At 39.8% G+C, this 16,027-nt stretch carries 22 protein-coding genes and 2 other annotated features; of the genes, 9 read left to right on the top strand and 13 right to left on the bottom strand.

What is annotated here, in order from left to right; genetic code table 11:
* Positions 1-83 precede the first annotated feature (83 nt).
* The 4 genes from BN6556_RS22005 (at position 84) to BN6556_RS18800 (ending at position 2,773) form a co-directional block, all read left to right on the top strand.
* Positions 84-407, top strand: a complete 324-nt coding sequence (locus BN6556_RS22005; protein WP_148436816.1) for a hypothetical protein — start codon at positions 84-86, stop codon at positions 405-407.
* Between the two features lie 103 nt (positions 408-510).
* A complete protein-coding gene (locus tag BN6556_RS18790; protein WP_066194615.1) occupies positions 511-840 on the top strand; it encodes a PadR family transcriptional regulator in 330 nt (109 codons plus the stop codon).
* The gene (locus tag BN6556_RS18795) at positions 833-1,690 is read left to right on the top strand and encodes a hypothetical protein (RefSeq protein WP_066194620.1); all 858 of its coding nucleotides are present in this window, start codon (positions 833-835) and stop codon (positions 1,688-1,690) included. The genes BN6556_RS18790 and BN6556_RS18795 overlap by 8 nt, the downstream gene beginning before the upstream one ends.
* A 30-nt stretch (positions 1,691-1,720) precedes the next feature.
* Complete coding sequence (locus BN6556_RS18800) at positions 1,721-2,773, top strand: hypothetical protein (protein ID WP_066194623.1); 1,053 nt, start codon at positions 1,721-1,723, stop codon at positions 2,771-2,773.
* 80 nt (positions 2,774-2,853) lie between these two features.
* Here BN6556_RS18800 and BN6556_RS18805 read toward each other — a convergent pair whose 3' ends face one another.
* Both BN6556_RS18805 and BN6556_RS18810 read right to left on the bottom strand, forming a co-directional pair.
* The gene (locus BN6556_RS18805) at positions 2,854-3,936 is read right to left on the bottom strand and encodes a M42 family metallopeptidase (protein ID WP_066194628.1); all 1,083 of its coding nucleotides are present in this window, start codon (positions 3,934-3,936) and stop codon (positions 2,854-2,856) included.
* 20 nt (positions 3,937-3,956) lie between these two features.
* Positions 3,957-4,442 carry a dUTP diphosphatase gene (locus BN6556_RS18810; RefSeq protein WP_066194630.1) on the bottom strand — a complete coding sequence of 162 codons (486 nt, stop codon included), beginning with the start codon at positions 4,440-4,442 and terminating at the stop codon, positions 3,957-3,959.
* 146 nt (positions 4,443-4,588) lie between these two features.
* On the opposite strand from BN6556_RS18810, the gene BN6556_RS18815 reads away from it, so the two are divergent.
* Positions 4,589-4,972 (top strand): sigma-w pathway protein ysdB, encoded by a 384-nt coding sequence (locus BN6556_RS18815; RefSeq protein ID WP_066194633.1) that lies wholly within the window; start codon positions 4,589-4,591, stop codon positions 4,970-4,972.
* Positions 4,973-4,974: 2 nt separating this feature from the next.
* Here the strand turns inward: BN6556_RS18815 and BN6556_RS18820 are convergent, their stop codons facing one another.
* The 8 genes from BN6556_RS18820 to infC form a co-directional block, all read right to left on the bottom strand.
* Positions 4,975-5,550, bottom strand: a complete 576-nt coding sequence (locus BN6556_RS18820) for a TVP38/TMEM64 family protein (RefSeq protein WP_078060164.1) — start codon at positions 5,548-5,550, stop codon at positions 4,975-4,977.
* 121 nt (positions 5,551-5,671) lie between these two features.
* Positions 5,672-5,923 carry a DUF1294 domain-containing protein gene (locus tag BN6556_RS18825; protein ID WP_066194636.1) on the bottom strand — a complete coding sequence of 84 codons (252 nt, stop codon included), beginning with the start codon at positions 5,921-5,923 and terminating at the stop codon, positions 5,672-5,674.
* The gene (locus BN6556_RS18830; RefSeq protein ID WP_066194639.1) at positions 5,920-6,666 is read right to left on the bottom strand and encodes a DUF3784 domain-containing protein; all 747 of its coding nucleotides are present in this window, start codon (positions 6,664-6,666) and stop codon (positions 5,920-5,922) included. The genes BN6556_RS18825 and BN6556_RS18830 overlap by 4 nt, the downstream gene beginning before the upstream one ends.
* A 469-nt stretch (positions 6,667-7,135) precedes the next feature.
* A complete protein-coding gene (locus tag BN6556_RS18840; RefSeq protein WP_066194649.1) occupies positions 7,136-7,447 on the bottom strand; it encodes a hypothetical protein in 312 nt (103 codons plus the stop codon).
* Positions 7,447-7,644: a hypothetical protein gene (locus tag BN6556_RS18845; RefSeq protein WP_066194652.1), complete on the bottom strand. Its 198-nt coding sequence runs from the start codon at positions 7,642-7,644 to the stop codon at positions 7,447-7,449. Before BN6556_RS18845 ends, BN6556_RS18840 begins: the two co-directional genes overlap by 1 nt.
* Before the next feature lie 238 nt (positions 7,645-7,882).
* On the bottom strand, positions 7,883-8,239 hold the full coding sequence (rplT, locus tag BN6556_RS18850) for a 50S ribosomal protein L20 (protein ID WP_066194657.1): 357 nt from the start codon (positions 8,237-8,239) through the stop codon (positions 7,883-7,885).
* Positions 8,240-8,304: 65 nt separating this feature from the next.
* A complete protein-coding gene (gene rpmI / locus BN6556_RS18855) occupies positions 8,305-8,499 on the bottom strand; it encodes a 50S ribosomal protein L35 (RefSeq protein WP_066194660.1) in 195 nt (64 codons plus the stop codon).
* 54 nt (positions 8,500-8,553) lie between these two features.
* Positions 8,554-9,060: a translation initiation factor IF-3 gene (gene infC / locus BN6556_RS18860; protein ID WP_066194663.1), complete on the bottom strand. Its 507-nt coding sequence runs from the start codon at positions 9,058-9,060 to the stop codon at positions 8,554-8,556.
* An 83-nt stretch (positions 9,061-9,143) separates the two neighbouring features.
* Positions 9,144-9,274 (bottom strand) — a sequence feature (ribosomal protein L20 leader region).
* Positions 9,275-9,823: 549 nt separating this feature from the next.
* Here infC and BN6556_RS18865 point away from each other — a divergent pair.
* The 4 genes from BN6556_RS18865 to BN6556_RS18880 all read left to right on the top strand — a co-directional run bounded on the left by BN6556_RS18865 (position 9,824) and on the right by BN6556_RS18880 (position 11,676).
* Positions 9,824-10,018, top strand: a complete 195-nt coding sequence (locus BN6556_RS18865; protein WP_066194664.1) for a hypothetical protein — start codon at positions 9,824-9,826, stop codon at positions 10,016-10,018.
* 137 nt (positions 10,019-10,155) lie between these two features.
* The gene (locus BN6556_RS18870) at positions 10,156-10,758 is read left to right on the top strand and encodes an NAD(P)H-dependent oxidoreductase (RefSeq protein WP_066194666.1); all 603 of its coding nucleotides are present in this window, start codon (positions 10,156-10,158) and stop codon (positions 10,756-10,758) included.
* A 135-nt stretch (positions 10,759-10,893) separates the two neighbouring features.
* Positions 10,894-11,187 carry a hypothetical protein gene (locus BN6556_RS18875; RefSeq protein WP_066194669.1) on the top strand — a complete coding sequence of 98 codons (294 nt, stop codon included), beginning with the start codon at positions 10,894-10,896 and terminating at the stop codon, positions 11,185-11,187.
* Positions 11,188-11,283: 96 nt separating this feature from the next.
* Entirely contained in the window at positions 11,284-11,676 is a 393-nt protein-coding gene (locus tag BN6556_RS18880; protein WP_066194672.1) for a hypothetical protein, read from the top strand.
* Positions 11,677-11,746: 70 nt separating this feature from the next.
* Here the strand turns inward: BN6556_RS18880 and thrS are convergent, their stop codons facing one another.
* The 3 genes from thrS to dnaI all read right to left on the bottom strand — a co-directional run bounded on the left by thrS (position 11,747) and on the right by dnaI (position 16,016).
* Complete coding sequence (gene thrS, locus BN6556_RS18885; RefSeq protein ID WP_066194675.1) at positions 11,747-13,693, bottom strand: threonine--tRNA ligase; 1,947 nt, start codon at positions 13,691-13,693, stop codon at positions 11,747-11,749.
* Positions 13,694-13,792: 99 nt separating this feature from the next.
* Positions 13,793-14,029 (bottom strand) — a binding site (T-box leader).
* Between the two features lie 77 nt (positions 14,030-14,106).
* On the bottom strand, positions 14,107-14,976 hold the full coding sequence (ytxC, locus tag BN6556_RS18890) for a sporulation protein YtxC (RefSeq protein ID WP_235817552.1): 870 nt from the start codon (positions 14,974-14,976) through the stop codon (positions 14,107-14,109).
* 113 nt (positions 14,977-15,089) lie between these two features.
* Entirely contained in the window at positions 15,090-16,016 is a 927-nt protein-coding gene (dnaI, locus tag BN6556_RS18895; protein ID WP_066194681.1) for a primosomal protein DnaI, read from the bottom strand.
* Positions 16,017-16,027: the final 11 nt, after the last annotated feature.

The following is a 16,027-nucleotide window of genomic DNA, read 5'->3' on the forward strand; positions in this document are numbered from 1 at the left end:
CTGCAAACTTGTAGTAGCCATAGCTAGCCCTCTCTATCAAGAGCGAGGGTCTTTTTTATATCTGGAGACGGAAGTATATCCATATGGCCTCGATTGATGACGTCCGTTTTGACTGTTTCTCCTCAGATTTTGGTCGTCATTTTTCGAATGACGGCCATTTTGGCGACTTCTCCTCAGATTTTGGACGTCATTTTCCGAATGACGACCATTTTGGCGACTTCTCCTCAGATTTTGGCCGTCATTTTCCGAATGACGACCATTTTGACTGTTTCTCCTCAGATTTTGGACGTCATTTTCCGAATGACGTCCATTTTGACTGTTTCTCCTCGGATTTTGGTCGTCATTTTCAGTATGACGAGCATTTCGGCGGCTTCCCCCCTGGAATTTTGGTCGTCATTTCTATATGACAAACACCTAATAAACTTCACAACCTTTTTAAAGTCCCACCCTTGCATTACGATGTAGTAAGATTTATAATGAAAAAAATCAAAAGAAATGAGGTGTAACAAAATGGATAAGGAAATGATGAAGGGTAGTATTGATATGCTGTTACTATCCCTGCTGACCAATCAAGACTTATATGGCTATGAAATGACTCAAAAGCTGCATGAATTTAGCGAGGAAAGCTACTTGATGAGTGAAGGGACCCTATACCCCGCATTAAAACGCATCGAACGAAAAGAATGGGTGACATCTTACTGGAGTCAGCATGGCAGTACCCGACGCAAATATTATCATTTAAGCGACAAAGGGGAAAAAGAACTCGAACGAAAACGACAAGAATGGCAATCGTTAAATAACTTGCTCGACCGCATCAACGAAGGTGCGTCCTATGAGTAAGGAATTAGAAACCTACGTAGAACGAATTGTCGCTCACACAGATTGCAATAAAGCCGATCGCGACGATTTATATGAGGAAATGCTGATTCATTTAACGATCTTGCGTGATGAGCACCGAGAACAAGGTAAAGGCTTAAAGGAGGCTAATCAGATGGCAATGAAATCCTTTGGTAAAGAAGCAGATTTAGGTGATCAATTCCAGCAGGCAATGTTCCCCTATCGAAAAGAACTGCTTTTACTATTGGCACTGCTAGGATTTATCTTCACCATTGGTCAATTCCTGTATATGATGATGGCGGAACAGGTAGTGCTGCTTTATTCATTAACCGGGATCATTGGTCACTCCGCTGTCTTGTTTTTCGCTTTGAATAAGGAATTTCCAGTTAACCGAAAGCTGTGGCTGGGATTAGCACTCTTATTGAATTTCCTGCTGTTACTTTGGAATGGGAGTCTCTTATCTGGAAACAATGGCGTGTTGTTTGTCGCCTATTTGCTAATATTGATTCTAAATGTATTCCTGCTTTACCGAACCGTACTCACTTATCCGACCAACACCAGCAACAAAAAAACAAGGCGCGTGATTCATGCGGTCAATATCACATTAGGCATCCTAACCATACTCCCCGCCGCCTATATCTATGCCATGGCGATCGGCTTTGGCGCACCGCAGACTATGTTTTTTTATCTTTTGGGACCGATAATCGGTTGGATCATACTCTATAGTGCACAAGTATTACTAGCTCGACGCTATCCCAAGACCTCTTTAGGAAGTTTAGTATTATCGCTCGGAATGCTCAGCGCTATTCTATGGCTGCCATTTTTACTTGCTTCCCTATCATTCGACGCCTAAGATCGCTTTGCAACAAAGGAGGACGACCAGATGAAGAAAAAGGGATTGCTCATTACCTTTAGTATCATTCTCGTGATAACGGCAGGATTGATTGTTACGGGTATCTTATACAATGCTCAAATCAATGCTCAACCTAGTTTTACCGGAGAATATGATATAAATCACAACCAGCCGTTGTACGTCATGAAAGCAGATGAGACGGAAACCCTTTATTTACAAGGAGAAAATGGCGGCGTTCATAAACTCTATGAAGCGGACGAAAATCTAAAAATAATGAGTCCCATTTTCACAGGTGAATCAGAGGTTTCATTTATACTAACGAATGGACCGCCAGAGGCCCCGCCAGGAGAACAAGAATTTCAATTGGTGCACAGTAATGTACTGACCTATGACGTAGAAGAAGAAGAGCTGACGACAAACCTTGAGGCAAGGGGTTATATAACCAACCTGCTCTATGATCAAGCGGAGCAACACATGATAGTAAGCGGGGTGCATGTCAGTACAGAGGGAGAACCAGAACCAGGCTTTATCTCTTTTGCTTCTGCCCTCTACACACTAACAAAAGATGGCAACTTTGAAAAGATACATGACTTTGACGCCTATGAACCAGGATCCCTTCAGATAACCGAAAATGGCGAGAAACTTTATATGATTTTACCGGATGATTTTGAAGATGTATCACCAGACTCGATGTTCGAAGCTACTGAAAGAATCTATGAAATGGCGATCGATCAGCCTAAGGAAATGACCGTCGTTTCCCAACCAGATAATCAAGTGCCTATCAGTGAATTTGTGTTGCTAGAACAGGAGAACAAGCTGCTGTATCAAACCATTATAAACTTTAATGAAGGGGAAAACTATTTATACGATTATGTTTGGTTTGACTTAACGAATCAGGAAGAAGGCGAAAGGCTGCATATCGATGAAGCCAGCGAAAACGCCAAGACAAACGAAAACTGGCTCTATTATACCAAAACAACCGATAAAGCAGACCAAACGAAGGTGTATAAGTTGTATCGCTACGATTTACTTCGGGATACGGGCGAAGAGGAAATCGAGCTGCGGGTAGAACCGGAAGAGTAAAAGGCAAGACTTTTTAAAAAGGAAATATCGTTCCATTAAAAGACGCACCAACTTATAAAAGTTGGTACGTCTTTTCGCCATTATGCAAAGGTAAGTTGTTTCACTGTTTTACTATCCAATTGTTTGATCACTTCCACAATTAATTGTACAGCATGTTCGAAATCATCTTGGTGCAGTATTGCTGCGTGCGTATGGATATAGCGCGTAGCTACGGTGATCGACAAGGCCGGTACCCCATTAGCTGTTAAATGAATCGAACCTGAATCTGTACCTCCGCCTGGCATGGTCGTGTATTGGTAAGGGATATCGTGCTGATCGGCTGTATCAACAACCAGATCCCTTAAACCTTTATGAGATACCATGCTTGCATCGTATAAAACAATTTGTGGGCCCTCTCCGATTTTACTATCTGCATCCTTATCGGATACGCCTGGTGTGTCACCAGCAATTCCTACATCCACCCCAAAAGCAATATCTGGTTCAATCGTATAAGCAGACGTCTTCGCCCCGCGCAATCCGACTTCTTCTTGAACCGTTGCCGCACCATAGACACGGTTAGGATGATCTTGTCCTTCCAAGCGACGTAATACTTCAATCGCAATCGCGCAGCCAATTCGATTATCCCATGCCTTCGCCAATAACAACTTTTCATTTTTTAACTGCGTAAATTCGAAATACGGGACGATCGAATCGCCTGGTTTCACCCCAAAATCGGCTGCTTCTTCTTTACTCGTTGCCCCGATGTCAATAAACATATCCTTGATTTCAACGGGCTTCTTGCGGGCTTCGGCTGATAAAATATGCGGAGGTTTCGAGCCGATAATACCAGTCACATCACCTTTTTTAGTCAATACCGTCACTCGTTGAGCTAGCATAACCTGTCCCCACCAGCCGCCAACGGTTTGGAAATAGACAAAGCCTTTCTCATCAATTCTTGTCACCATGAAACCAACCTCATCTAAGTGTCCAGCAACCATCACCTTAGGACCACTAGCGTCGCCATTCTTCTCCGCGATCAAGCTGCCTAAATGGTCGGTATACACCCGATCGGCATACGGGGTAATCCATTTTTTCATTACTTCACGCGCTTCTTTTTCATCACCAGGGATAGACCTTGCATCCGTTAATTCTTTTAACATGTCTAACTGTTCCTTGTTTGTCATATCCTACATCCTCCTGCCATTTAGTAACCTTGATTTTGTCGTTCAAAGTTAATCTTATTCTTATCCATATAGGCTTTTTTTATATCCTCGGGAGAAAAACCTAAAACCTGACCAAGGCTTACATATGTATCGAATAAGGTTCGATAGGTCGTCAACGATTTGTCTGCCTTCAGGGTTGTTATTGCCTGAAATACTTGATGAAACAACGTGGTTACATCATGATCGCTTGCTTTATCGTCTGATTCATAGGTGTCCAGTCCAAGATCTAAACCAAGCGATAGGATAAAATGAATCCCATCTACATACTCCTCGGCAATGACTGATTTCTCGCTCGGCGGTTTGATGCTCCAATATTTAAAGCAACGTGTTTCATTAGCGAGTTCACCAATCTCTACTAAGAGTGCTAAGACCTTTTTATCAAAAATATTTTCCGTTTGCAAGTCATGTTGTGTTAAAATATAGTGGTCCAATTCTTTCTGCATGTCGAAAAGTGTCTTCCAGTTCATATTATACTCCTTTTGTCTTGCTGAATTTTTCTCTTTGGAACAACTTCTATTATTATAACATGATTCTATGATATTTTTGAAACCAATGCTTCCACTCATTCGTACATAATGTAACGAGCCCTTTTATCGTCAGGAGGTGGAGAAGGATGATCATCATTCTTTTTCGGGTATTAATTTTAGCAGCTATCATTGTATTATTATATACAGGATATCAATACTGGATTAGCCCTAACCGTAAGCTAGCACTAGCCCAGAAGCGAAAAGATTTTTATTTTTTAGATCAAAATGATGATATTAAGCGAAATTTCTTTATTGCGTATAAAGGATATTTGTTTGAAGGGGAAAAGTATGTAGGTGCGACGGAGGACGCATTTGAAGTGACAAACATCGTGATGCATATCCATAATCCTGAGAATTTAAATCGGTTTGAGCGGCAAGATATGTATTTTTTAGAACAAGAGATATTGATTCGTTATGCACATGCCAAGATTGAGTGGCGTTATCCGATGAATAGACTGCTGCTTCCATAAGATTAAGCAGCAGTCTCTGAAAAGAATTGGTGCCATTTGATGATCGCTTGCTTTCTGCGAACAAGGTATGTTAATAACAGCATTAGCGCAATGATCGGTATGGCATAGTAAATGGACACAGCTTGAATCGATTGCCCTAGCAATGTGTATAAGATGGCAACCGGAATTACGGATATAAGCGTGGTACATAAATAAGAAGCAAAATTACGAGATTTTTTATAAATACAAAAGGACAGTAAATGAAAATGCATAAATGGCAGCATACGTAAGATCATAATTTGGAGGGTGTTTAAATGGATTTGATTCTTCAACCATTTTTCTTCCATCTTCCTACATGACTTTTCTAGCATTGGTAATAGCTTGATCAAGCAATAAAACCCAATGCTGGAGACCACCAAACCAATGATGGAATAAATACTTCCTGCTGCGAAACCAAATACCATTCCTCCAGTCACACAAACCATTAGGACTGGTACAAACAAGATGGGGCGCAACAAATGCACGAGAATAAATAACACTGGTGCTACGAATACATAGCTCTCCTTCACCTCTAATTGACTGATAAACTCCACCGTCATTCCCATCACCCCTCCCTTCCATCTTATGATGGTTTGGAGGGGATTATACCTGTAAAGGCTATGCAGACAGGCTGTTTGTCTTCGCAGACATCCTTTTTCAGGAAAAGAATGACGCTACCCTTCAGTTAAAATAATAAATAATCAATCCAATCTGCACAATCGTTAACAACGGCAATCCGAAACGAAACAGTAGATGCCTGGTTTTGTGTCGAAATTGAAACATCGCCAATGTTGCTCCGAAGGCTCCGCCAATCAGGGCCACCAGCCAAAGATGGGCTTCTGGTGTGCGCCATTTTTGTTTTTCTGCCTTACGCTTATCCCTTTTCATCATAATAAATGCGATATAATTAATAAGTGCCAAATAAATAATCATGTTTCCCCATCCTTATATGTCGTTATTGCTTGATACATCTCTTCTGTCTCCTCTGCCGTTGAACGGTTGAAAATAATCGTATCTTGATCGGTTTCTATATAAAGATAAGGCGTCTGCTCACCACTAATAAACAAGATAACCGAGGAATCATATTCTTCAACCAGGAACCTGCCTTTCCATTGATTGGCCATCGCAAATCCATTGGTCCTTGCCGTAATCGTTGGCGCTTGATCCATCATCTCCACGGTTTGAATCTCTTCCCAAGCAAGCTCTTCCCCATACATACCATCTATCGTTATGCCATCATTGGTTACGGTAATCTCGGTTGTCACATATCCATAACCAGTTAAAACAGCAACAAATACAATCGTCACCACGGCGATACTGCCATTAATCCAGTAGCCTTTTTTACGCTTAGCTGGTACCTCGTAGCGATTGATCCATACGATACCAGCCATCACAACCAATAAAAACATGCCTATACCGATTGATACGCCATATGGCACTTGGAAGATCCCTAAAATATAACTAAGCAAAAATAAGAAAAAGCTATAGGTTAACAGCTTTCCGATGGCATCTACATAACCATTTTCCATAAGATACTTCTTTTCTTCTTCCGAACGATTGATAAACCCGTTAATTAAGGAGAGATCCTTTTTCTTGGCAATCAAAAAGGTAAGTCCCCCGTAAATAAGCACAGCCCATCCCATTAATATAACAAATAGAATTTGTCCTTTATCCATTATCATCCCTCATTTTTTATGCTGGTAACGATGTATACGGTTTGGGAGATTGTTTTGTTTCATGGTATTTTTTCTCTACATAAGTTGAACTATAAATGTAACAAAAACGTGTGACAAGCAAGCCTTTGCTCGCATAATCTCCTGATCATACCGCATAAATAGATCAAGAGCACTATCAGATTCATAAGACATTATTTAATTCAACTTAACTTATATAGAAAGGTAAGAAAATGACTGGAGATGGAAAAGAAGAGGATATCTAAAGGTGACTTCACTTATGAATTTCAACAAATCAACGATCAAATACGATTTACCACAGCGTTAAGGGTTCATGAGTTTTCCGGCTATAGAGGAGGTAATCCATCGTGGATATGGAAAACAACGATCCATAAACATCCTGATAAGTCTCGCTTTACCACAGCGGAATCATTCAAGTGGGGAGGAAATATGTAATAAAATATTATTTTATTTATAAATCGTGATATTTTATAAATGTTCGTGTTATATTCTTAAAATCTTGTTTGCTCAAAACTCCAATTTCTTTTATATGAATATTTTTAAACTTTTTATAGCGATCAAATTGTACATATGATCTTTTGGTTAACCCTGAATAAGGACTATTTATAATTGGAATTCTATTGTAACGCGGACTGCCTGTTATTTTTAAACCTAAAGCTTGATTTCCATCATCGGATAGGACAATAATTAAGACAGGACGCATTTTCGCCTCCTGCCTTTCTTCATATGGGAACCGTAATCGGTAAATATAGCCTTCTTTCATCAATCATCTTCCGTCCAATACTTATAATCAGGATGGTCCGGTTGAATATCTACGTTTCCTAGAGAGTCTACAGGCAATACCTCTTGATCATTTAATTTAGTAATATCAATCTGTTTGGAAATAGCTCTTAATTCACGTCCATGTAAATCTTCTCTAACCGCTTTTGCAGATCTTTTCACAGGAGTGTTAGTATCCATACTGTATCCTCCTTTTCTCCTCAATACTAATCACCACCTTTTGGTAATCAGTATATGCAATTCATTTAATATTAGTCATCTTATATTTACATCATATCACGTATTACATAATTTCTCAATCATCATACATATACTTTAGCTCCAGCAAAAAAGATTAGAATTTCTTCTGTTCCCGCTTTTTTGCGTTCTAACACGAAAAAAGGACACCTCACTCACATGTGAAGCGCCCTTGAGTATCTTATTTTAAAGCAGATTTTGCTTGGTCTGCTAATTGTGCAAATGCTTTTTCGTCGTTAATGGCAATATCTGCTAGCATTTTACGATTTACTTCTACACCAGCAAGCTTTAAGCCATGCATGAAACGGCTGTAAGAAAGATCATTTAAACGTGCCGCTGCGTTAATACGCGCAATCCATAGCTTACGGAAATCACGTTTTTTCTGACGACGGTCACGGTATGCATACTGACCTGATTTCATTACCTGTTGTTTTGCTGTTTTGAATAGTGCATGTTTCGAACCATAATATCCTTTAGCTAACTTTAATATACGTTTACGACGCTTACGTGTAACTGTTCCACCTTTAACACGTGCCATTTTAAACCCCTCCTGTATAAATCAACGAATCTGTTGTTCCTTTTTTTGTTGTACGTTTGACTACCTTATTTAGGCAGCATTTGGTTAATACGTCGCTGATCTCCAGCAGACACAATCGCTGATTTACGTAACTTACGCTTTTGCTTTTGCGACTTGTTGGCGAACATGTGACTTGTATATGCGTGGGAACGTTTGAGCTTCCCAGAACCTGTTCTTTTCATTCTTTTCGCTGTACCGCTGTGTGTTTTCATCTTTGGCATGATTACTTCCTCCTTGAAACTAGAATCTATTTAACTACGCGCACGAATAGCGAGTTATTTCTTTTCGTTTACTGGTCCAAGCATAAGGAACATACTGCGACCTTCCATCTTCGCCCGCTGTTCAACCGTTGAAACATCCTTACATGCTTCCGCCATGCGTTCCAGCACTTTTTGACCTAATTCTTTGTGCATGATCGCACGACCACGGAAACGGATCGATACTTTTACCTTATCGCCCTTCTCCAAGAATTTACGTGCGTTACGTAACTTGGTATTGAAGTCATGTTCTTCAATGCTTGGGCTAAGTCGAACTTCTTTCACGTTGATCACTTTTTGTTTTTTGCGTGCTTCTTTTTCTTTCTTTTGCTGCTCAAAACGGTATTTACCGTAATCCATGATTCGGCATACGGGCGGTTTTGCTTTGGGCGCCACCAATACTAAATCAAGATTTCTTGTTTGAGCGATGTCTAATGCTTCTTGACGAGATTTTACTCCTAATTGATCCCCGTTAGAATCAATGAGACGCACTTCACGTGCACGAATATTCTCATTGACATTCATATCTTTGCTAATAATCAGCCACCTCCGAAATATAATAAAAACGTAATGAAACATGATCGATGGTACTAGACAAGTGTCATTTTTCCATAAAAAAAGCGTCGGTACACATACGGCACCCACACGTCCTCATTTCATTACTAAATGCTCGGATCTGTTACCTGTCAACTGCCTTAAGCGTCAATCAGGTGAGAAGCGGGTGCTTCTACTTGTCTTTTAAGTGATCATATTTAATTTACCTAACATAGTTTACCATGTAGGTATTGCTTTGTCAACTTGTTTTATTGAATCTTTTGGTTAGGTCTTATTTACAGCAACCCTTTTCCTATTTAATAATGGAATGGCAATCCTATTTACGGCAAACACATACGCAGGAAATAACAATATTACAAGAATTAAGAAAAACGTGTGACAAGCAAATCTTTGCTCGCATTATTTCCTGATAACACCTCGTTTGATCCATGAGACATGATTTCAAGATACTATTTGCTTCACTAAATAGATCATTTTTTTATTTTATCACAGTGTTAAATTGATTTTAAAAATATGGCTCTATAGTACCCCTATGAATCATGAAACTATTTTCCCTCCATCAGATGACATCAAATATTATACATGTTATCATGTGAATAAATTACTACATATAAAGAAGGTATTTTGGGATGGACAGGATGAAATAAATCATTGATACCGCAGTAAATTGCGCGCTCCATCATGGCATTCGCTTATAACGAACAGAAGCCGATTATTATAAGGAGGCTGATCAATGCTGAAGAAAAAAACTTATCTTTGGAAAGTGAAACTGCTAATATTTATCATTTTGGCAGTCTGTATTTATTCCCTTCCTAAAGAATATGGATTGTATATTGCATTGATAGCTTCTCTGGCCCCCTTTATCATCGAGGTCATCTACGAAAAAAAGAAAGAGATAGCTGAATCTGAAGCTACCCATAAGCGTTAGCATCATAGACAACTAACGCTTATGATGATGAAAGCTTTAAATGTGAATAATATCACATAATTATATTGAACTCCTTACCTATTTATGATATCCTGTAAATAATACTTGTGAATGATTGAACAAAAGGAGTACTTGCTATGAAAGCATTGATTGTATTTTGTCACCCAAGAGAAGAAAGTTTCTCACATGCCTTATTGGAGCGCATCACCAAGACATTAGTGGCTAAAGGTTATCAAGTAAACGTAAGGGATCTCTATAAAATGGACTTTCAACCGATCTTAACGGGGCCAGAGATGATTCATATTGAAGATGATGTCTTTGTAAGGGAGAATAAAGAATTTCCCGCAGATGTGCAAGCAGAAATGCAATATATGCTAGAGAGTGACCTGTATCTTTATATTTTTCCAAGTTGGTGGAACGGTATGCCCGCAATGATGAAAGGGTATTTTGATCGTGTCTTTCAGCATGGCTTTGCCTACAGTTTTGATGATGAAACAGTCGCCGATCAATTTGCAGGAAAACGTGCTTTATTTTTCACACCAACAGGACAGCCACAGCAAATAGACGGAAAAGAAAATCCATTAACCGCACCGATTCGCACCTTGACATCTGGATGGTTATTTAATGGGAATGACGTCGAAGTAATCGATCATGTTTTTTACGGCAGCGTACCTTATCTAACAACAGAAGAACTAGAACGATATTTACAAGATGCAGAGAAAAGAATAATGGAATTGTAAAATGAGACTGGGTCTAAGCGGAGATAAGTGATCCCTTCGCTTAGACCCAGCTATGATTTATATCATCCTGTAAAGTTAAATTGAAAGCGCTGTATAGGTATGATATACTATGGTAAATATGGGAGGTGAATAAAGTTGCAATCTGTACAAACGCTACTGTTGTTTCTTGTTGTTTTTGTAGCCCTTTATGCGATTTTGAGAACCTTTTTCGATCCACCCAAGGGCAAGTTGAAAAACTTCATCGCAATCACACCCGCTTTGACTGGTGCTGTCGTATTTCTTATCGTCACCTATTTATTCCCCGAGATTATCAGCGCCGATTTAATGATGACCGAGTTACTAGCCGCTAATTTACTGCCTACCTTGATGGTACTGATCACCTTCGTTCTATTGATGAAATTAAAGATAACTAATACTTCCAATGAATGACTTTTTCAATGGAATGTATCAAAAAGGGAAAGCCCCTTCATCGTTATAGGCTTTCACTTTTTATTTTCATGATTCTGTAACGAGGGAGGGATTAACATGATTGGTATATTCTTATTATCATGGCTGTTGTTATCACTGTCAGGCTATTTACTATGGCAGAAACACAAGCAAGACCATTTCTTTCTGATCGTTCAGGCTGTGCTATGGCTGGGGATCAGTGCTTTTATGATTAGTTATTTGATCTCACCAGCAGTCATTACTGCCGTACCAGCTATCATCTATTGGTTTCTTATCTTTATCAGTATGCTATTGGCAGGCATCAGCTTTCCTAAAAAACATATCCCCGGTGAATTGATGGCGATATCCTTATTTCTTTTTACAGGTTTTATCACTATTTTTTCTATTGGCATCTTCTTGCTTGCTCTCGCTGCTATCGGTATCGTTATGTTACTATTCCATTTCAAACAATCCGTCACTGTCGCCTATTAGCCAAAGTTACTTCACATGCTGCTAAGTCTATTAAAAATCCGACCCACTATGGATCGGATTTTTCGTTTACTTATTTTTTCCGCAAAACCTTATTCTGAATTTCATTAGTAATTAATGCCTGGAATTCATTTAAAGGCATCGTCTCAGACTGCTGCTCGCCATAACGGCGAACATTAACTGCCTTCGCTTCTACTTCCTTATCCCCTACGACTAAGGCAAATGGAATCTTGGCAGTTTGGGCCTCGCGAATCTTATAACCGATTTTCTCATCACGATGATCGATTTCGACCCTTACGCCCGCTTCACGCAGCTCATCTTCCACTTTTTTGGCATAGTCGGTGTGGGCATCAGCCGATACAGGAATAATCCGAGCTTGAATTGGTGCGAGCCAAGTTGGCAAGGCTCCTTTGTATTCTTCCAATAAAAAGGCTACAAAGCGTTCCATGGTAGACACAACACCGCGGTGGATAACGACTGGTCGATGTTCTTTTCCATCTTCACCAATATAAGTTAAATCAAACTTCTCTGGTGAGTTGAAATCAAGCTGAACCGTCGATAAGGTTTCGTCCTTACCTAGGGCCGTTTTTACCTGTACATCCAATTTCGGACCATAGAAGGCTGCTTCCCCTTCTGCTTCCACATAGTCCAATTTCATATCATCCATGGTTTCTTTCAATAAGCTTTGCGCCTTTTCCCACATTTCATCGTTATCGATATACTTTTCCGTATCTTCTGGATCACGATAAGATAAGCGGAAATAATATTTATCAATGCCAAAATCTTTATAAACATTCTCGATCAATTGCACGACTCGAATAAATTCTTCTTTCAATTGATCAGGACGAGCAAAGATATGGGCATCGTTTAATGTCATGGCCCGAACACGCTGCAAGCCAGCCAAAGCTCCGGACATTTCATGACGATGCATCATACCCAATTCAGCAATACGGACAGGAAGATTACGGTAACTGTACAGCTCATTTTTATAAATCATCATATGGTGTGGACAATTCATCGGACGTAAAATTAACTCCTCATTATCCATCTTCATTGGCGGGAAGTTATCTTCACTGTAATGATCCCAGTGTCCACTGGTTACATACAATTCCTTACTTCCAAGCACCGGTGTATAGACATGATCATAACCTAAGCGTTCTTCCAAATCAACAATATAACGTTCGATGGTGCGTCGAATCGTTGCCCCTTTTGGTAGCCAAAGCGGTAATCCTTGGCCTACCTTTTGGGATACGGTAAAAATACCGAGCTCTTTTCCTAATTTACGATGATCCCGTTCCTTTGCCTCTTCACGAAGACGTAAATATTCGTCTAATTGACTTTGCTTTTCAAAGGCTGTTCCGTAAATTCGCTGCAGCATCTTATTATTACTGTCGCCACGCCAATAGGCTCCAGAGATACTTAACAGTTTAAAGACTTTGATTTTACTGGTTTGCGGTACGTGAACACCACGACAAAGATCGAAGAATTCCCCTTGACGATAGATCGTCACTGTCTCCTCCTCTGGAATCGCATCGAGCAATTCTAATTTCAGATCATCACCTATCTCTGCAAATAATGCTCTTGCCTCATCGCGTGTTACTTCTTCTCTAACAATTTCTAAGTTTTCATCGACAATCCGCTTCATTTCTTTTTCAATACGTGGCAAATCTTCTGGGGTAATCGCCTCTTCCATATCAATATCATAATAGAAGCCATCTTCAATAGTCGGGCCTACCCCTAACTGCACGTGATTGTACAGCCGCTTAATCGCTTGTGCCATCAAGTGAGCAGTAGAGTGACGTAAAATATCCAAGCCCTCGTCTGTTTTAATCGTGATAATCTCGATCACGCCGTCTGTCTCCAGCGGTGTACGAAGATCATATAATTGCTGATCTAATTTAATGGCTAACGCCTGTTTTTTTAAGCCTGGAGAAATAGAGACGGCAATCTCTTCTCCTGTTGTTCCCTTATCAAAACCCTTAATGGAGCCATCGGGGAAAGTAATATGAATCTGACTCATTTTCTTGCACTCCTTTTCTAGATCGATTGTACTTGCTTTATTTTCATATGCTCTGCACCTATTTTCACATTAAAAAACACCCGCCCCTCTACTAACGTGTAAAGGGACGAGTGTGGTTACCCGTGGTTCCACCCAATTTTCTGCACAACAAATGCGCAGCTCATTGAAAACAAATCAATAACGATGATGAATCGCTGCTAAATAGTAGCGTTACGCGTTCCTTAGCAGTGCTCCGAGGTGGTAATAGGGAGTAGCTGATACAGGAAGTTTTCAGCTGGTACTTCCTTCTCTGTTCGTATCGCAGACAAACTATCTTGTCCTCATCTAAGCATTTTTATCCTAACTATGACACTTATTATAACGATTCAGATAAAAAAAAGCAAGATCCTCATTCTGAAAATAAAATCGGCATACTATTCTCCACTTGTCACTCGATCGTCATTGGGGTAAAAAGGGAAATAACAAGAATCATGAAAAGAACACCTTTCCTGAAAAATATTCATCATCGTATGTGTCTTTGGTTCGAGCGGATCCTCCCCATAGATAAATATCTGCTGAGGACTAAGCATAATCAATGGAGAAATATTCCACTCCTCCTGTTCCAAACCAAAAATAAACAAAGGAAATAACGATTGTAACTTTCTAAAATCAGATGTCGTATAGAGTTCCCCGCTATCCCGATAAATCTGGAACTGCTTGCCTTGCAAGACATGTACCGCTTCTACCTCAGGAGGTTTTTTGCTGATAAACTCTCTAATCGATTGAATAAACGCCTGATGGTCCTCTTCTCGTTTAAATTCATCAATAGCTAGTCCTACCAATTCGGTTAATTGTTCAAAGTAAGGGTGCAGTCTGAACTGTACAATCGAATCAAAGGATATGATTTCTCGATTTAATTGTAGCTGAAATAATGCCGTTAACGTATCACGCAATTCATGTTGATGTACCCTTTCCTCATAGAAGGTCTCCTCTTTATCTAATAGCGAAATAGCAATTAATGTGATCCTTTCGATTTCTTCCTCTAATGAAAAATAGTATTTTTTCCTAAGTATTTGCTGGATCATGTTCATCTCACGCCATTCGGTAAAAACTTTTGTGAGCAGGCATGCCAGCTTCCACGTCTCTTCCTCTCCTTCCATCGAAGCCGCCGGAACAGCTTGAATTGTCTTTCTTGTACTTCTCCTCCTAAAGGCTGTCCATTGCTCATCTTGTTTTACTAGCTTGTAAAACATGGAAGCCTCTTGTTCCTCTGTAAATTGAATCTGCATTACCATAGTAATCATCACCCTTATCACCATCAAACTGGTATATTATATGGGTGAAAAGGCAAAAAAATAACTCCTGTCTAAGGATTAGACAGAAGTCCTGTAAAAAAGTATGGTAGCAACAATGATAACTAGCGGTAACGATTCATTAATTCGATTGGCTGGCTCAGCTGTTTGATCCGCTCAATAATTCTCCCCGCTTTAATCGTCTCGACATCGCCGCGATTATTCGTTGCTAAGTGGCTTTCCAGCTGATCGAGATCGTAATTGGACGTGAAAAATATGGGCAGCTCTTCCATCATACGATATTGCAAGATCGCTCCGAGCACCTCATCACGAAACCAGGGTGAGATCGATTCTGCGCCAATATCATCCAACATCAGTACTGGTACTTGTTTGAATCGTTCTATTTTTTCCTGTAAGGTGTCATTTCCAATCGAGGCCTTCATTTCTCTGACAAATTCCGGCATATAAATGATATCGGTAGGAATATCATGTTTTTTAAGTTCATTGGCAATGACCCCTAAAATATATGATTTACCTGTACCGAATTGCCCGTAGATATACAAACCTTGATGAAAATCCCCTGCCTTACTCGCTTCCACAAATTCAATGATCTGTTTGACCACATCTTTACGCTCATAGCTGGAGGCATCAAGGTCTTCCAGTTTTGCCTGCTTAATTTGCTTCGGAATATATAAACTGTGGACCAGCGATTCTTTTTGGACTTGTTCTTCCTCATGAAGTTTATTGGGACATTTCTCATAACGCAAAGAAATATCCTTTCCATTGATATCCAGATGGGGCGTGTATCCCTTTAGAATATTGATGCATCCTTCTAAATGAGGGCAATCATGACAATCTTTGGAGGCTTGTTGATACTCATATAATTTCATCAAATGCCGGTTAATATCTTGTTCATCCAACTCGACATGCTCGCTCAATCGTCTCTTTATCTCAGGATCATTGATCACCTGATTACGTTGAGCGACAAATTGCTCTTGCATTTTTTTATTCGAGTTCATCCATTTTTTCATTGCTGATTGGATCGGCTCCATCTTTATCACCT

Source organism: Gracilibacillus timonensis, from assembly GCF_900086715.1.
In the GTDB taxonomy this organism is placed as follows: Bacteria; Bacillota; Bacilli; order Bacillales; family Amphibacillaceae; genus Gracilibacillus; species Gracilibacillus timonensis.

Excerpts from the sequence above, each read along its gene's own strand:
- BN6556_RS18865 (WP_066194664.1), top strand. The coding sequence starts at position 9,824 with ATGCTGAAGAAAAAAACTTATCTTTGGAAAGTGAAACTGCTAATATTT.
- BN6556_RS18845 (WP_066194652.1), bottom strand. The coding sequence starts at position 7,644 with ATGGATACTAACACTCCTGTGAAAAGATCTGCAAAAGCGGTTAGAGAA.
- thrS (WP_066194675.1), bottom strand. The coding sequence starts at position 13,693 with ATGAGTCAGATTCATATTACTTTCCCCGATGGCTCCATTAAGGGTTTT.
- dnaI (WP_066194681.1), bottom strand. The coding sequence starts at position 16,016 with ATGGAGCCGATCCAATCAGCAATGAAAAAATGGATGAACTCGAATAAA.
- BN6556_RS18790 (WP_066194615.1), top strand. The coding sequence starts at position 511 with ATGGATAAGGAAATGATGAAGGGTAGTATTGATATGCTGTTACTATCC.
- BN6556_RS18870 (WP_066194666.1), top strand. The coding sequence starts at position 10,156 with ATGAAAGCATTGATTGTATTTTGTCACCCAAGAGAAGAAAGTTTCTCA.
- BN6556_RS18810 (WP_066194630.1), bottom strand. The coding sequence starts at position 4,442 with ATGAACTGGAAGACACTTTTCGACATGCAGAAAGAATTGGACCACTAT.
- BN6556_RS18840 (WP_066194649.1), bottom strand. The coding sequence starts at position 7,447 with ATGAAAGAAGGCTATATTTACCGATTACGGTTCCCATATGAAGAAAGG.
- BN6556_RS18830 (WP_066194639.1), bottom strand. The coding sequence starts at position 6,666 with ATGGATAAAGGACAAATTCTATTTGTTATATTAATGGGATGGGCTGTG.
- BN6556_RS22005 (WP_148436816.1), top strand. The coding sequence starts at position 84 with ATGGCCTCGATTGATGACGTCCGTTTTGACTGTTTCTCCTCAGATTTT.
- rpmI (WP_066194660.1), bottom strand. The coding sequence starts at position 8,499 with ATGCCAAAGATGAAAACACACAGCGGTACAGCGAAAAGAATGAAAAGA.
- BN6556_RS18815 (WP_066194633.1), top strand. The coding sequence starts at position 4,589 with ATGATCATCATTCTTTTTCGGGTATTAATTTTAGCAGCTATCATTGTA.
- BN6556_RS18820 (WP_078060164.1), bottom strand. The coding sequence starts at position 5,550 with ATGACGGTGGAGTTTATCAGTCAATTAGAGGTGAAGGAGAGCTATGTA.
- BN6556_RS18880 (WP_066194672.1), top strand. The coding sequence starts at position 11,284 with ATGATTGGTATATTCTTATTATCATGGCTGTTGTTATCACTGTCAGGC.
- rplT (WP_066194657.1), bottom strand. The coding sequence starts at position 8,239 with ATGGCACGTGTTAAAGGTGGAACAGTTACACGTAAGCGTCGTAAACGT.
- ytxC (WP_235817552.1), bottom strand. The coding sequence starts at position 14,976 with ATGATTACTATGGTAATGCAGATTCAATTTACAGAGGAACAAGAGGCT.
- infC (WP_066194663.1), bottom strand. The coding sequence starts at position 9,060 with ATGAATGTCAATGAGAATATTCGTGCACGTGAAGTGCGTCTCATTGAT.
- BN6556_RS18805 (WP_066194628.1), bottom strand. The coding sequence starts at position 3,936 with ATGACAAACAAGGAACAGTTAGACATGTTAAAAGAATTAACGGATGCA.
- BN6556_RS18800 (WP_066194623.1), top strand. The coding sequence starts at position 1,721 with ATGAAGAAAAAGGGATTGCTCATTACCTTTAGTATCATTCTCGTGATA.
- BN6556_RS18825 (WP_066194636.1), bottom strand. The coding sequence starts at position 5,923 with ATGATTATTTATTTGGCACTTATTAATTATATCGCATTTATTATGATG.
- BN6556_RS18795 (WP_066194620.1), top strand. The coding sequence starts at position 833 with ATGAGTAAGGAATTAGAAACCTACGTAGAACGAATTGTCGCTCACACA.